The sequence below is a fragment of the Acidovorax radicis genome (assembly GCF_020510705.1).
GTDB lineage: Bacteria > Pseudomonadota > Gammaproteobacteria > Burkholderiales > Burkholderiaceae_C > Acidovorax > Acidovorax radicis_A.
This window is the reverse complement of record NZ_CP075184.1, coordinates 1,147,963-1,162,128: the sequence shown is the minus strand read 5'-3', so window position 1 is coordinate 1,162,128 and position 14,166 is coordinate 1,147,963. Positions and strand designations below refer to the sequence as shown.

11 protein-coding genes are annotated in these 14,166 nt (G+C 65.3%); 5 read left to right on the top strand and 6 right to left on the bottom strand.

The features are described 5' to 3' along the window. Positions 1-133: 133 nt before the first annotated feature. The gene (lysA, locus tag KI609_RS05215; protein ID WP_226447814.1) at positions 134-1,378 is read right to left on the bottom strand and encodes a diaminopimelate decarboxylase; all 1,245 of its coding nucleotides are present in this window, start codon (positions 1,376-1,378) and stop codon (positions 134-136) included. A gap of 112 nt (positions 1,379-1,490) precedes the next feature. Between lysA and KI609_RS05210 the strand changes: the two genes are divergently transcribed. Next, complete coding sequence (locus tag KI609_RS05210; protein WP_226447812.1) at positions 1,491-2,435, top strand: LysR family transcriptional regulator; 945 nt, start codon at positions 1,491-1,493, stop codon at positions 2,433-2,435. Between the two features lie 51 nt (positions 2,436-2,486). On the opposite strand, the gene coaD is transcribed toward KI609_RS05210, so the two are convergent. From coaD to KI609_RS05190, 4 genes are all read right to left on the bottom strand, one after another. Beyond that, positions 2,487-2,990, bottom strand: coding sequence for a pantetheine-phosphate adenylyltransferase (coaD, locus tag KI609_RS05205; RefSeq protein WP_226447810.1), 504 nt, complete (start codon positions 2,988-2,990; stop codon positions 2,487-2,489). A gap of 315 nt (positions 2,991-3,305) precedes the next feature. Then, the gene (gene rsmD / locus KI609_RS05200; protein WP_226447808.1) at positions 3,306-4,010 is read right to left on the bottom strand and encodes a 16S rRNA (guanine(966)-N(2))-methyltransferase RsmD; all 705 of its coding nucleotides are present in this window, start codon (positions 4,008-4,010) and stop codon (positions 3,306-3,308) included. 82 nt (positions 4,011-4,092) lie between these two features. After that, a complete protein-coding gene (locus KI609_RS05195) occupies positions 4,093-5,436 on the bottom strand; it encodes a M16 family metallopeptidase (RefSeq protein WP_226447806.1) in 1,344 nt (447 codons plus the stop codon). 25 nt (positions 5,437-5,461) lie between these two features. Further along, positions 5,462-6,895, bottom strand: coding sequence for a M16 family metallopeptidase (locus KI609_RS05190; RefSeq protein ID WP_226447804.1), 1,434 nt, complete (start codon positions 6,893-6,895; stop codon positions 5,462-5,464). 28 nt (positions 6,896-6,923) lie between these two features. On the opposite strand from KI609_RS05190, the gene ftsY reads away from it, so the two are divergent. The 4 genes from ftsY to KI609_RS05170 all read left to right on the top strand — a co-directional run bounded on the left by ftsY (position 6,924) and on the right by KI609_RS05170 (position 13,487). Continuing rightward, positions 6,924-8,327: a signal recognition particle-docking protein FtsY gene (ftsY, locus tag KI609_RS05185; RefSeq protein ID WP_226447802.1), complete on the top strand. Its 1,404-nt coding sequence runs from the start codon at positions 6,924-6,926 to the stop codon at positions 8,325-8,327. 188 nt (positions 8,328-8,515) lie between these two features. Beyond that, entirely contained in the window at positions 8,516-11,200 is a 2,685-nt protein-coding gene (locus tag KI609_RS05180; RefSeq protein WP_226447800.1) for an EAL domain-containing protein, read from the top strand. Between the two features lie 192 nt (positions 11,201-11,392). Further along, positions 11,393-12,334: an RNA polymerase sigma factor RpoH gene (gene rpoH, locus KI609_RS05175; RefSeq protein ID WP_226447798.1), complete on the top strand. Its 942-nt coding sequence runs from the start codon at positions 11,393-11,395 to the stop codon at positions 12,332-12,334. A gap of 115 nt (positions 12,335-12,449) precedes the next feature. Next, positions 12,450-13,487 (top strand): Bug family tripartite tricarboxylate transporter substrate binding protein, encoded by a 1,038-nt coding sequence (locus tag KI609_RS05170; protein WP_226447796.1) that lies wholly within the window; start codon positions 12,450-12,452, stop codon positions 13,485-13,487. 63 nt (positions 13,488-13,550) lie between these two features. On the opposite strand, the gene KI609_RS05165 is transcribed toward KI609_RS05170, so the two are convergent. Further along, complete coding sequence (locus tag KI609_RS05165) at positions 13,551-14,165, bottom strand: SCO family protein (RefSeq protein WP_413463373.1); 615 nt, start codon at positions 14,163-14,165, stop codon at positions 13,551-13,553. Between the last annotated feature and the right edge of the window lies 1 nt (position 14,166).

The following is a 14,166-nucleotide window of genomic DNA, read 5'->3' as shown; positions in this document are numbered from 1 at the left end:
CTTTATTTCCGGCCCCGGAGATGCCTTGTCCGGCATCGCAGCGCATGCCCGTAGGCCCCTGCCTACCTGCGCTGCCAGCACACACGCCCCACATGGCCCACATGGCCCACCTGGCCCGCATGCAGCGACTGCGTTACAGGCCTTGCTCCAGCGCCAGCAGCTCGTCCACCGTCTGGCGGCGGCGGATCAGGCGGGCCTGGCCACCGTCGACCAGCACCTCGGCAATCAGGGGACGCGTGTTGTAGTTGGAGGACATCGAAGCGCCATAAGCCCCGGTGTCGTGAATCACCAGCAGATCACCCACCTGGGCTGCAGGCAGCTCACGCGGCAGCACCACACCGCCGTCACCCTGCGTGAACACGTCGCCCGACTCGCACAGCGGGCCCGCCACCACCGTGGGCTGCTCTGCCGCCGTGGAGCCATCGCGGCGCAGCACGCTCATGGCGTGGTAGCTGCCGTACATCGACGGGCGCATGAGTTCATTGAAGCCCGTATCAACCAGCACGAAGTGGTTGTTGCCCGCGTTCTTGGTGGCGCGCACCTGGCCCAGCAGCACGCCCGATTCGGCCACCAGGTAGCGGCCCGGCTCGATCTCCAGACCGAGTTGGTGGCCTACGATGGCCTCGGCCTGCTGGCGCGCGGCGTCCCACAGGCCGTGATAGTGCTGCGTATCGACCACCGGGTCGCCACTGCGGTACGGAATGGACAAGCCGCCGCCCGCCGAGATGGCGTGCAGGTCATGCCCCGCCGCATGGGCCATGCGCACCAGGTTGACCATGGCGCCACACACTTCCTGCAAGTGGCTGTAATCAACGCCCGAGCCGATGTGCATGTGCAGGCCCACCAGCTTCAGGCCGTGCTGCTTGATCGCAGCCAGCGCCGCAGGCAGGTCGGTGTGCCAGATGCCGTGCTTGCTGTGCTCGCCGCCGGTGTTGGTCTTGTTGCTGTGGCCATGGCCAAAGCCGGGGTTGATGCGCAGCCAGACGCTATGGCCGGGCGAGCGCGCGCCCAGCTGGTGCAGCATGTCGATCGAGCCAGCGTTGACGGGCACGCCATGCTCCACCACGCAGTCCAGCGTGGCGGCGTCAAACAGGTCGGCGGTGAAGACGATCTCGGACGGCTCGCCACCGGCCTGGTAGCCCGCCGCCAGCGCACGCAGGATCTCGCCGCGCGAGACGGCGTCCACCTTCACGCCCTGCTCGCGCATGAGTTTGAGGATGTGGATGTTGGAGCAGGCCTTCTGCGCAAAGCGGATGGTCTCGAAATTGGACACCTGCGCGATGCGCTGGCGGATGGTGGCCGCGTCATACACCCACAAAGGGGTGCCGAACTGGTCGGCCAGCGACCACAGCTGGGCGGGCGTAAAAGGGTTGGACATGCGAAATGGCTCCGGGCGTGAATACGTCAAGGCGCGAATGATGCTGCCTGTTTGGCATTCAGTCCAATGCTTTGCCAAGTGGCAGGCATTCAATCTGGATATGCTTGACGGCATGAACCCGCCCCCCGCCCCCCCCCTGCCCGCCCGCATCACCCACCGGCACATCGAGGTGTTTCGTGCCGTGATGACGGCGGGCAGCGCTACCGGCGCGGCCGATCTGCTGCACAGCTCGCAGCCCACCGTGAGCCGCGAGCTGGCGCGGCTCGAATCGCTGCTGGGCTATGCGCTGTTTGAACGCGTGCAGGGCCGGTTGCGCCCCAATGCACGGGCACTGGCGCTGTGGGATGAAGTGCAGCGCTCCTGGCAAGGGCTTGAACGCGTGGTGGACCGCGCGGTGGCGCTGGGGCGGTCAGACCCTGTGCAGTTGTCGGTCTTGTGTCTGCCTGCCCTGGCCCACGCGTTGCTGCCGGGCGCCACGGCCCGGCTCATGCAGGCCCACCCACAGGCGCGCCTGTCGGTCACGCCGCAAGAGCCGCCGCTGCTCGAAGAATGGATGAGCGCCCAGCGTTTTGACCTGGGCCTGTGCGAACAAACCAGTGCGCCCCCCGGCACCCGTGCCGAGGTGCTGCTCACGCTCGACGAAGTCGCCGTGTTGCCTGCAGGCCATCCGCTGAGCTGGCAGCCCGTGCTGCAGCTGGGCGATTTTGCCAACGCGTTTTTTGTGAGCCTTTCGGCGGAAGACCCCTACCGCCGCCTGATCGACGCCCATTTTGCTCAGGCAGGGGTGGCGCGCACGCTGCGGGTGGAGACCCACAGCGCGGCAGCCGTGTGCGCCATGGTGCAGCAGGGCCTGGGGCTGGCGATCGTCAACCCGCTGACGGCGCTGGCGGCGGCCAGCGACCGGCTGGTGGTGCGGCGCCTGGCGTTTTCGATTCCATTCAGCGTCACCGCGCTGCTGCCGCTGTACCGGGCGCCGCTGCCCGAGGTAGCGCCCATGCTGCAGGCGCTGCGTAGCGAGGCATCTGACATGGCCCAGCGGTTGCAGGCGCTGGCGTGAAGGGGTTTCTTCGCCTCAACAATGCCTCGCCAATGCCTCACCCACGCCCCATCAGGCGGCAGATTGCATGCTGCGCACCTTGACGGCAAGGCGCTCTTGCACTGCCGGTGAGACAAACTTGTGCACCTCGCCACCCAGCATGGCAATTTCGCGCACAAAGGTGCTGCTGATGAACTGGTATTTGTCGCTGGGGGTAAGAAACACCGTCTCGACCTGCGGCATCAGGCTGCGGTTCATGCCGGCCAGCTGGAACTCGTAGTCAAAGTCGGTCACGGCGCGCAGGCCGCGCACCATGGCCTTGCCACCACGCGACACCACAAAGTCGCGCAGCAGGCCCGAGAAACTTTCGACCTGCACCTGCGGGTACATCTTGACGGCGTCGCGCACCATCTCGATGCGCTCTTCGAGATTGAACAGGGTCTTTTTGTGATGACCCGCCGCCACGGCCACGATCACACGTTCAAACAACTGGGTGGCCCTGCGCACCACGTCTTCATGGCCCAGGGTGATGGGGTCAAAGGTTCCGGGGTACACGGCGAGCACGTTCTGGGCCATGGTTGTTTGTCTCCTCAATGGCGAAATGGTCGTTGGCCCCAGCTCGCTCAGAGTCTTTGGGGCCGCGTGGGCGGATTATGCAGTGCACTGCAACATGGGCGGCCCCCTGGTTGAGCAGACCCCCAACGCATGCACGCACCCAGGGGCTTGCGGCAGCAGCAGCCGCCCAACCCAGCAACCCAGCGCCGCTTCGGCAACTGCAGAGCCTCTGGCCCGTTGCGCAGAACCATTCAAAAACAATAGCTGCCAGCGCTTACGGAATAAGCGCTACAAGCCTATTTGGCTCAAAATTTCCTGCTACCAAGAGCCCCCGGTTCAGGCGGCCATTTGCAGCAGGTGCGCGTGCACGGCGCCCGCTTTGAGGTGGCGAAACAGCACCAACCCCAAGGGAGCCAGCTGGGCTTCGTCAAAGGCGGCAGGGGCTTCGAGATAAATGAAACCGGCGGGCGCCACGGCGCGGGCAGCGGCTTGCAGCGCGGGCTCGTAGAGCGCGCCGTCAAACGGCGGGTCCAGCAGCACCAGATCCAGACTGGCGGGCGCCGCCTGCTTCAGGGCCGCAACGCCATCACCGCGCTGCACACGCACGGCGGTGGCCTTCAGGCGCTGCTGCAGGGTGTGCAATTGCTCCACCAACGCCGCATCGCTTTCGACCAGTTGCACGGCGGCGGCACCGCGTGAGGCGGCCTCCAGCCCCAGCGCGCCGGTGCCGGCAAAGGCATCCAGGCAGCGCCAGCCGGTCAGGTCCTGGCCCAGCCAGTTGAACAGGGTTTCGCGCACGCGGTCGGGGGTGGGGCGCAGGCCGGGGCGCTGGGCCACGGGCAGGCGGGTGCGCTTCCACTGCCCGCCGATGATGCGGATTTCACCCGTGCCCTTAGGGGCGGTGGTGGCGGCGCCTTTTTTGGCACCGGCCTTGGCGCCTTTAGCCCCTTTGGCCGCCGGGGCCTCGGGCGGCGCGGCTTGGGCCGCGCGGGCCAGACGGCCGCCCGGCAAGGATTCAGGGCGCAGGGTGGAGCGGCTCATGGGGTGGGCTTTCTAATCGAGAGGTTACGTTGCCGTGGAGGGTAACGCAGCAAAGCGTTGCGCTCAGAACGTGAACACGTTCTCAGGGTTTTGCGCCCACCACCACGGTCACCATGCGCTCGGGCTGCAGCTTGCGCGCCATGGCGGTGCGCACCTGGGCCACGGTCAAGGCCTCGACCCTGTCGGTCCAATGGTCCAGGTAGTCCAGCGGCAGATCGTTCCAGGCGATGTTGGCCACATTGCCCAGCAGCTTCTTGTTGCTGTCGATGCGCAGCGCAAAACCGCCGATGAGGTTGTCCTTGGCGGCACGCAGCTCGGCCTCGGTCGGGCCGTCGGCCACAAACCGGGCAACCACTTCGCGCGAGACTTCGACGGCCTGGGCGGCCTGGTCGGGGCGCGTCTGCAGCCCCACGGTGAAGGCCCCTGCATGCAGGCCGGGCGCAAAGTAGCTGTACACGCTGTAGCTGAGGCCCCGTTTTTCACGCACTTCGTTGGTCAGCCGCGAAACGAACCCGCCGCCGCCCAGAATGTGGTTGCCCACCAGCAACGCCAAAAAGTCAGGGTCGCGCCGCGTAAAACCGGGCTGCCCGATCAGCACATGGGCCTGGGCCGACACAAACGGGATGTTCTGCTCGGACGGCGCCGTCAAGGCAGCCACCTCGCCCACAGCGGGCAAGGGTGCGCAGTTGGCCGTGGCGGGCAGGCGCGACAGCAGGGTGGCCACCAGCGTTTGGGCCTGGGCACGCGTCACGGCGCCCACGATGCTGAACTTGGCCCTGCAGGTGGCAATGCTCTGGCGGTGAAACGCCTGCATGTCGGTCACGCCGATGCGCGCGAGTGTTTCTTCGGTGGTGCGTGCGCCATAGGGATGGCTGCCATACACGGCGGACTCGAAGGCGTGGCCAGCCACGGTGGCGGGACGGGTGTTGGACTCTTTGATGCTGGCCACCCAGCGGGCGCGGTCGCGCTGCCAGATGTCGTTGCTCCAGCTGGGCTCGGCGATCTGCCGCGCCGCCAGGCGTGCGGCACGGTCGAGCAGCGGCGCATCGGTGAGCGAACGCAGCGTGTAGTGCAGCGCATCGTTGTCTGCACCAGCGTCAAAGCTGGCACCCAGGTCGGCCCAGGCTTCGCCCAGGGCGTTTTCGTCCAGCGCGGGCTCGGCGCCCGCCGCAGTCACGCCCTTGGAGGCCATGGCGGCCACGGCGTTGGCCAGGCCCGACTGCCCCGCCGGGTCGCGGCGGCTGCCGGCGTCAAAGTCGATCTGCACGTCCACCATCGGGACCACCGGGCTTTCGACCAGGTACACCTTGGCGCCGTTGGCCTCTGTCCAGTGCTGAATGGGCAGCAGCGCCCAGGCAGAATTTGAAGCAAAAATGGCTGTAGCGCTTACCAATAAAGCGCGAGCAGCTATGGTTTTAATAGTCATGATGTGATGAGGCGCCAGAACGGGTTCAGCGAATGGAAGCGCCCAGGGGCGACGCAGGGCGGGCGCTGCGCGCATCCAGCGGCTGGGGCAGCAAGGTGGCGACCGTGAGCTGGTCATCGCCAAAATACCGGCCCGCCACGGCCTGCACCTGCGCGGGGGTCACAGTGCGCAGCAGCGCCAGCAGGCGCTCGTTGGCGTCCAGCGGAAAGCCCTGCACCCAGTTGCCGCCCAGCTCCTGGGCCTGGCTCATCACCGAATCGCGTTCGTACACGGTCGAGGCGATCCACTGTGTCTTCACGCGCGCCAGCTCGGCCTCGCTCACGCCTTCGCTGGCCACACGGGCCACTTCGGCACGCAGGGCAGCTTCCACCTGGGCGGCCGTCTTGCCGGCTGTGGGCACGCCGCTGAGCATGAACAGGCTGGGCCCGCGCCCCGTGACCATGGCCGAGCTGCTGGCGCTGTCGGCCACGCGGTTGTCGCCCTGGGTCAACGCCCGGTCCAGCCGCGCGCCGTCGTAGCCGTTGAGCACGGCGGACAACACCATGAGTGCGAGCGCATCGCGGTCGGTGTCGGTCAGGTTGTCCACGCGCTCCAGGCTGGGCGTGCGAAACGCCAGGGCCACATACGCCTGCTCGGCAGGCGCCTTGACCGCAATGCGCCGCAGCCCCTGCTGCACGGGCTCGGTGCGCGGCTTGCGCACGGGAATGGCGTGCACCGGCAGGCTGCCGTAGTATTTCTCGGCCTGTTCACGGACCTTGGCCACATCCACATCGCCCGCCACCACCACCACCGCATTGGTCGGCGTGTACCACTGGTGGTGGAAGTTGCGCACGTCATCGGGCGTCATCGCATCGAGATCGCTCATCCAGCCGACGATGGGGCGGCGGTAAGGCGACGCATTGAAGGTGGCCGCAAAAAGCTGCTCGGCCAGCATGGCGCGGGGCTGGTCTTCGGTGCGCAAGCGGCGCTCTTCCTTGACCACCTCGATCTCTTTCTTGAACTCTTCGTCCGGCCACTGGTTATGGGCAAAACGGTCGGATTCGAGCCGCATCACGTCTTCGAGGCGGTTGGCCGGAATCTGCTGGTAATAACCGGTGTAGTCGCGGCTGGTAAAGGCGTTTTCACGCCCCCCCAGGGCGGCCACCCGCCGAGAGAACTCGCCCGGCGGGACGGTTTTGGAGCCCTTGAACATCATGTGTTCGAGCGCATGGGCCACCCCCGAGGTGCCGTCCACCTCGTCCATGGAACCCACGCGCACCCACACCATGTGCACGGCAGTCGGCGCCCGGTGGTCGGGCTGCACGATCAGCTGCATGCCATTTTTCAGCGTGAACTGTTGCGCGCCTGAAGCGGTGGCAGATGTCGCGGCAGAAGGTTGAGACACCGGTGGTGATGCCGCAAAAGCAGCCCCGGACGAGAGGCAGGCCACAAGGCCCAGAAGGGTGAAAGCGCGTTTCATAGAATGGAGTGATTCTAAGAACCCGCCAATGTTCAGTTTTTTCAAGAAGAAACCCAACCCCGCACCCAACGATGCGCCCGCAACGGCCCAGCCGCCAGGCGCCTCTGCACCCGCCGCGCCGGCCCCTGTGGCTGCGCCTATTGCCGCCCCACCATCCCTGGCGCCCACGCCAGCGGTTGCCACCACGGACCCCAGCGCTGCGGTAGCCGCACCGCCCCCAGGCCCTGCGGCGCCCCCTGCCCCCACGCCAGCGCCCCCTCCGGCCCCGGGGGGATTTGGATGGCTGCGCAACCCCTTTGCGGCCAAAGCCCCCGAAGTGGTGGCGCCGCCCGTTGCAACACCAGTCGCAACGCCTGTTGAGGAGCCCCCCCGGCCGATAGCGCCCGCTGCAGCGCCTGCTGCGGCGCCATTTGCCACGCCCACCACCACGGTACAGGGGCCCGCGCCCGTCAGGGCTGCGCAGCCGATGCCCGCCCCCGCCGTGGTGCCCCCGCCTGCGCCCGTTGCCGCTGTGCCACCCGTGGTTGCCGCCGAGCGCAAAGGCTGGCTGGACCGCCTCAAGACCGGCCTGCGCAAAACCGGCAGCAGCATCACCACGGTGTTCACCGGCACCCAAATCAACGATGCGCTGTACGAAGAGCTGGAAGAAGCGCTGCTGATGGCCGACACCGGCGTGAAGGCCACCACCCACCTGCTGACGGACCTCAAGCGCCGCGTGAAGGAAAACAAGACCACCGACCCCGCCGCAGTGAAGGGCCTGCTGGCCGATGCGCTGGCCGACCTGTTGCGCCCGCTGGAAAAGGCCCTGGTCATTGGCAAATACACGCCCACGGTGATCATGGTCGCGGGCGTCAATGGCGCGGGCAAGACCACCTCCATTGGCAAGCTCACCAAACACCTCGCCGACGAAGGCGCCGCCGTGCTGCTGGCGGCGGCCGACACCTTCCGCGCCGCTGCCCGCGAGCAATTGGGCGTATGGGCCGACCGCAACACCGTCGAGATCGTGAGCCAGGAAGGCGGCGACCCCGCCGCCGTGAGCTTTGATGCCGTCACAGCGGGCAAGGCCCGTGGCAAGGACGTGGTGCTGGTGGACACCGCCGGCCGCCTGCCCACGCAGCTGCATCTGATGGAAGAGTTGAAAAAGATCCGCCGTGTGGTGACCAAGGCCGATGCCACGGCCCCGCATGAGGTGCTGCTGGTGATCGATGGCAACACCGGCCAGAACGCGCTGGCCCAGGTGCGTTCTTTTGACGACGCCTTGCAGCTCACCGGCCTGATCGTTACCAAACTCGACGGCACGGCCAAGGGCGGCGTGCTGGCGGCCATTGCGCAGGAGCGCCCGATTCCCGTCTATTTCATCGGCGTCGGCGAAAAGCTCGAAGACCTCGAAACCTTCAATGCCCGCGAGTTTGCCCAGGCCCTGCTGACTTGAGAACTTGAGAACTATCGGATTGGGGGCTGGATGAACTCAACAACCCCCGATAGCGCGAAAAATTGCCGGGCCCGGCCGGCCACCCACCCGCCAACCGTCCCACGATGGCCCCACCGGGGCCATCTTCGCATTTACGAATCGCAACAATTCCCCCATGATGGGTCTCCACTGCAATAGCCAGGAGGCCCATGTTTATTGAGCTACTCAAAGGCGTAGCCCTGCTTTTGGCCCTGTGTTTCCTGCACGGGATCAACATCCGGGTGTGGCGCCAGCACCCCGGCGTGGGGCAGGTGCTGTCGGGGGTGATCTTCGGCAGCATTTGCCTGGTCGGCATGTTCGCGCCGGTCACGATCGTCCCCGGCGTCATTTTTGATGCGCGCTCGGTGGTCCTGAGCATGGCGGGGTTGTTCGGCGGGCCGTGGGTGGCGTGCATTGCGGCGGCGATGGCCATCACAGGCCGCCTCTGGCTTGGCGGCACGGGGATGGAGGTGGGCCTGCTGGTGATTGTGCTGTGCACCGCGCTCGGGCTGGTGTACCGCCACGGGCGCGCCCTGGGCCGGGTGGGTGTGGAGCCCGTGGCGCTGGCGCTGTTCGGCCTGCTGCTGCACACCGCCGTGATTGCGCTGTTTCAGCTGCTCCCTGCAGATATTTCGCAGCGCATCAACCAGACATTGACGCTGCCCTATCTGCTGACCTTTACGCCCGCCACGGTGGTTCTGGGCCTGCTGCTACGCGACGTGGAAGACCGCATGCGCACCGAACTTTCCCTCAAGGAAAGCGCCGCCCGGCTGCATGCGATTGCCCTGGCCATACCCGATGTGCTGCTGGTGCTGGACGCCCAGGGGCGCTATGTAGAGGTGTTGTCGTCAAACGACGCAGCGCTGGCCGCCAGCGCACCACAGCTTCTCGGAAAACGGATGGATGAGATGTTGCCACCCGAACAGGCCCGTCGTTTTATGGCGCTGATACAGGAAACCTTGCGGTCGGGCGCCACCCATACCCTTGAGTACGAGATGCTCACCCTTTCGGGGCTGCGCCTTTTTGAGGGGCGCACCCAGCCCCTGGGGGTGCAGGTGCGGGGCCAGGCGGCGGTGGTGTTCCTCGCCCGGGACATCACCGAGCGCAAACACACTGAAAGCGCGCTGCGCGAATCAGAGCTGCGTTTTCGATCGCTGCTGCTCAACATCCCGTCCATCTCGGTACAAGGCTATCTGCAGGACGGCACCACCACTTACTGGAACAAGGCGTCTGAACGCCTGTACGGCTACACGGCCGACGAAGCCTTGGGCAGCAACTTGCTCGACCTCATCATTCCGCATCCCCTGCGCGAGGCCGTGCGCACCGATGTGCAGCACATGTTCGCCACTGGCGAGGTCATCCCCGCCGGTGAGTTGCAAATGCGGCGCAAGGACGGTTCGGTGGTCGATGTGTTCTCGAGCCACGCCTACATCCAGGTGCCCGGTCAGCCCCCCGAGATGTTCTGCATCGACATCGATATCTCCGACCGCAAGGCCGCCGAAGAGGAAGCCCGCTACCTGGCGTTTTACGACGCGCTCACGCAGTTGCCCAACCGGCGCCTGCTGGTGGATCGGTTGCAGCAGGTGCTTATCCACGGTGCGCGCTCTGGGGCTAACACCGCGGTGTTGTTTGTGGACCTCGACAATTTCAAGACGCTCAACGACACACGCGGCCACGAGGTGGGTGATTTGCTGCTTCGCGAGGTGGCGCGGCGCCTGCGCGACTGCGTGCGCGAGCAAGACACGGTGGCACGCCTGGGCGGTGATGAATTTGTGGTGGTGCTGCAAAACCTGAGCAGCGACGCAAGCGAAGCCGCCGCGCAGGTGCGCACCCTCGGTGAGCTGATCCTCACCCGGCTGCGCCAGCCTTATGAACTGGCAGGGCACGAACACCACTCTTCGGCCAGCGTGGGGGTCACGCTGCTCAGCCACTATCGCGACTCTGTGGACGAGGTGCTCAAGCAGGCCGACATGGCGATGTACCGGGCCAAGGATGCCGGCCGCAACACCTTGCGTTTTTTTGACCCGGACATGCAGCAGGCGGTCAACCGCCGTGCGCTGATGGAGGCCGCGCTGCACAACGGCCTGCGCCAGTCGCAGTTCTTGCTGCTGTACCAGCCGCAGGTGGACGACCAGGCGCGCATCACAGGGGCCGAGGCGCTGGTGCGCTGGCAGCACCCGGTTCAGGGCATGGTCCCGCCGTCCGAATTCATCCCCCTGGCCGAAGAATGTGGGCTGATCCTGCCCCTGGGCGATTGGGTCATGGAGACCGCCATGCGCCAACAGGCGCAGTGGCGCACCGACCCGGCCCTGGAATCCCTGTGCCTTGCCATCAACGTGAGCGCACGCCAGTTTCTGCAAGACAACTTTGTGGAGCGCGTGCTCACGCTGCTGCAGCGCACCGGCGCCAACCCCACCCGCATCAAGCTGGAGCTGACCGAAAGCCTGCTGCTGGCCAATGTGGACAACGTGATCGCCACCATGCACGCCTTGCGTGCGCATGGGCTGGGCTTCTCGCTCGACGACTTTGGCACGGGCTATTCCAGCCTCAGCTACCTCAAGCGCCTGCCACTCGATCAGATCAAGATCGACCAGGGGTTTGTGCGCGGCGTGCTGCAACACCCCAGCGACGCAGCCATCGCACGCACGATCATTGCGTTGGCCGCAAGCCTGGGCCTGGGAGTGATTGCCGAAGGGGTGGAAACCACAGAGCACCATGCGTTTTTGCTGGCGCATGGCTGCAAGGCGTTTCAGGGCTACCTGTTTGGCCGCCCGCTGGCGCTGGAGGAATTCGAAAACCGGGCGCGCCGGGGTGCTATCGAGGCCCATCTCGCCCCTCACAGCCAGCCACACTGAGCTGCGGATGGCTGGGGGCAAGGAATATTCATCAAAAATGATAGCTACTTAGCCATGCCTGATAAGCGCAGCAACCTCATTTTTTTCAAATCCATTCGAAGGTGACATAGGGCAATTCCACGGGAACTTCAGGGCTTAGCACTCAATCACAGAGAGTGCTAATATCTTGGCTTAGAGGAAAGGATTCCCGGAATGACCACTCAATCTGGAACCGCGACGATGACTTTGGCTCCCACCAGCCCCTGGGGGCTTGTGCCCCCGCTGGGCAATCTGGACGCCTACATTTCGGCCGTCAACCGCCTGCCGCTGCTCACCCACGACGAAGAGCAGACCTATGCACGCCAGCTTAAAGAAAACAACGACCTGGGCGCCGCTGGTCGGCTGGTGATGTCGCACCTGCGCTTGGTCGTATCCATTGCCCGCCAATACCAAGGCTATGGCCTGCCCCATGGCGACCTGATCCAGGAAGGCAATGTGGGCCTGATGAAGGCCGTCAAACGTTTCGATCCCGACCAGGGCGTGCGGCTGGTCAGCTACGCCATGCACTGGATCAAGGCCGAGATCCACGAATACATCCTCAAGAACTGGCGCATGGTGAAGGTGGCCACCACCAAGGCGCAGCGCAAGCTGTTCTTTAACCTGCGGTCGATGAAGCAGAGTTTCAAGGCGGACGCCGCAGCGGCCGATGCAGCCACGCACCGCGACACCCTGTCTGACCACGAGATCGATGCGGTGGCCCGGCAGCTGAACGTCAAGCGGGAAGAAGTCATCGAGATGGAAACCCGCATGTCGGGCGGCGACGTGCTGCTTGACCCAGCTCCGTCTGACGATGGTGAACAGGCGTTTGGCCCCATTGCCTATCTGGCCGATGCCTCCCACGAACCCACGGCGATGATCGAATCCCGCCAGCGTGACGCCCTCGCCACCGATGGCATTGCAACGGCGCTGGCCAGTCTGGATGATCGCAGCCGCCGCATCGTTGAAGAGCGCTGGCTCAAGGTGAACGACGACGGCAGCGGCGGCATGACGCTGCACGATCTGGCGGCGGTGTATGGCGTCAGCGCCGAGCGCATTCGCCAGATTGAAGTGGCGGCAATGAAGAAGATGAAGAAGGCGTTGGCCGAGTACGCGTGAGCGTGGGTATCGAGCGGCGGTAACATCACGTTCTTGCAGAAGTAGCCTCGCGGGGCCCCAGTTCTGGGCCCCGCGTCGTTTTGGCCCCCGCATTTCTCAAGGAGATTGTGTTCTCATGTCACGCCGCCCCGTTTCCCGCCGCGCCTCGCTGCTGATCGCTCTGGCGGCCACCGCCGCGAGCCCCTTCGCTGCCCCTTCGGTGTTCGCCCAACAGCCGGTGGCCATGGCTGCCAGCACACCAACAGCATGGCCCACCAAGCCGCTCAAGATCATCGTCGGGTTTCCCGCGGGCTCGTCCCCTGACCTCACGGCGCGCACGTTTTCAGAGCCTTTGGCGAAAGCGCTGGGCCAGCCCGTGATCGTGGAAAACAAGGTCGGCGCGGGTGGCAATATCGGCGCCGACGCCGTTGCGAAGGCGCGTGATGACCACACCATCGGTCTGATGATTAATGGCAACATGACCATTGCCAAGCTGCTCAATCCTGCGGTGCCTTATGACCCACTCAAGGATTTGGCACCCCTTAGCCTGATCGGCACGTCGCCCCTCATTTTGACGGCGCCTGTCAGTCAGCCGGGGGTGCCGGCCACCGCCAGCGCTCGTGAGTTTTTTGCGGCGGCGCGCAGCAGCGGCGACAAATGGAGCTACGGCACGCCAGGTGTGGGCACGGTGGGCCACATTGGCACCGAGTTGCTCAAGGCACGCAGCAACATCAACCCGGTGCATGTGCCCTACCCCGGCTACCCCCAGGTGGCAAACGCCATGCTGGGCGGACAGCTCCAGATGGCGCTGTTGCCGCCCGCGCTGGCCCAAGCGCAGGTGCGTGCGGGCAAGCTGCGCGCGATAGGGGTCACGTCGGCTGGCCGCAGCCCGCTGGCGCCAGACGTGCCCAGCCTGGCGGAAGTGGGCATCCAGGGCTTCAACCTGGAGATCTGGAACGCTTTTGCGGCGCCATCCACCATGCCCAAGCCTGTTCAGGCCAAGCTTGCCGCACTCATCAGCGCGATTGCCCGCAGCGAGGATGTACGCACCAAGCTGTTTCAACAGGGCTGGCAGACAGTAGGCTCGTCACCCGAAGGGCTGGCCAACCGCATCAAGGCGGACACGAGCTTGATGGGGGGCGTGATCACGATGCGCGGCATCAAGGTCGAATAGCCTGGGTGAACACAACGCCGGCTGACGCAAGCCGGGGCCACCATCGTGGCCCTTTTAAACGCGTCAGCCCGCCGCTTCCGCCAGCAAGGTCTTGATGTCTGAGGCCAGGGCCTGGGCACCGCTGCCGTAACGGCTGTACACGCGCAGCCGCCCTGCGGGGTCGTACACATAGCTGCCCGCCGAATGGTCCATGGTGTAGCTGGTGGGCGTCTTGCCATCGACCTTCTTGAAGTAAATCTTGAAGTCCTTGGCGACAGCCGCCAGTTGCTCGGGTGTGCCGTGCAAGGCAAGGAAGGTGGGGTCAAAGTTCGCCATGTAGGCCTTCAGCACCTCGGGGGTGTCGCGCTCTGGGTCCACGGTGACAAAGATCCCCTGAAGGCGGTCACCGTCTTTGCCCAGCATCTGCTTGACTTCGGCGAGTTCGGCCATGGAGGTCGGGCACACATCCGGGCATTGGGTATAGCCAAAAAACACCACCACCACCTTGCCGGCGAAGTCCTTGAGGTGACGCGCCTGCCCGTTGTGGTCTGTCAGCGGGATGTCTTTGGCGTAGTCGGCCCCTGTGATGTCCACCCCCCGGAATTCGACCTTCTTTTCAGAACAAGCACCCAACAGGCCTGCAGCGCTTATGGATAAAGCGCAAACAGCTATCATTTTAAGAGCATTTCGTTTCAGCATG

Coding starts and splice junctions, on each gene's coding strand:
- coaD (WP_226447810.1), bottom strand. CDS start 2,990: ATGGCCCAGAACGTGCTCGCCGTGTACCCCGGAACCTTTGACCCCATC.
- rpoH (WP_226447798.1), top strand. CDS start 11,393: ATGACCACTCAATCTGGAACCGCGACGATGACTTTGGCTCCCACCAGC.
- rsmD (WP_226447808.1), bottom strand. CDS start 4,010: ATGAGCCGCTCCACCCTGCGCCCTGAATCCTTGCCGGGCGGCCGTCTG.
- KI609_RS05195 (WP_226447806.1), bottom strand. CDS start 5,436: ATGACTATTAAAACCATAGCTGCTCGCGCTTTATTGGTAAGCGCTACA.
- KI609_RS05190 (WP_226447804.1), bottom strand. CDS start 6,895: ATGAAACGCGCTTTCACCCTTCTGGGCCTTGTGGCCTGCCTCTCGTCC.
- lysA (WP_226447814.1), bottom strand. CDS start 1,378: ATGTCCAACCCTTTTACGCCCGCCCAGCTGTGGTCGCTGGCCGACCAG.
- ftsY (WP_226447802.1), top strand. CDS start 6,924: ATGTTCAGTTTTTTCAAGAAGAAACCCAACCCCGCACCCAACGATGCG.
- KI609_RS05165 (WP_413463373.1), bottom strand. CDS start 14,165: ATGCTGAAACGAAATGCTCTTAAAATGATAGCTGTTTGCGCTTTATCC.
- KI609_RS05210 (WP_226447812.1), top strand. CDS start 1,491: ATGAACCCGCCCCCCGCCCCCCCCCTGCCCGCCCGCATCACCCACCGG.
- KI609_RS05170 (WP_226447796.1), top strand. CDS start 12,450: ATGTCACGCCGCCCCGTTTCCCGCCGCGCCTCGCTGCTGATCGCTCTG.
- KI609_RS05180 (WP_226447800.1), top strand. CDS start 8,516: ATGTTTATTGAGCTACTCAAAGGCGTAGCCCTGCTTTTGGCCCTGTGT.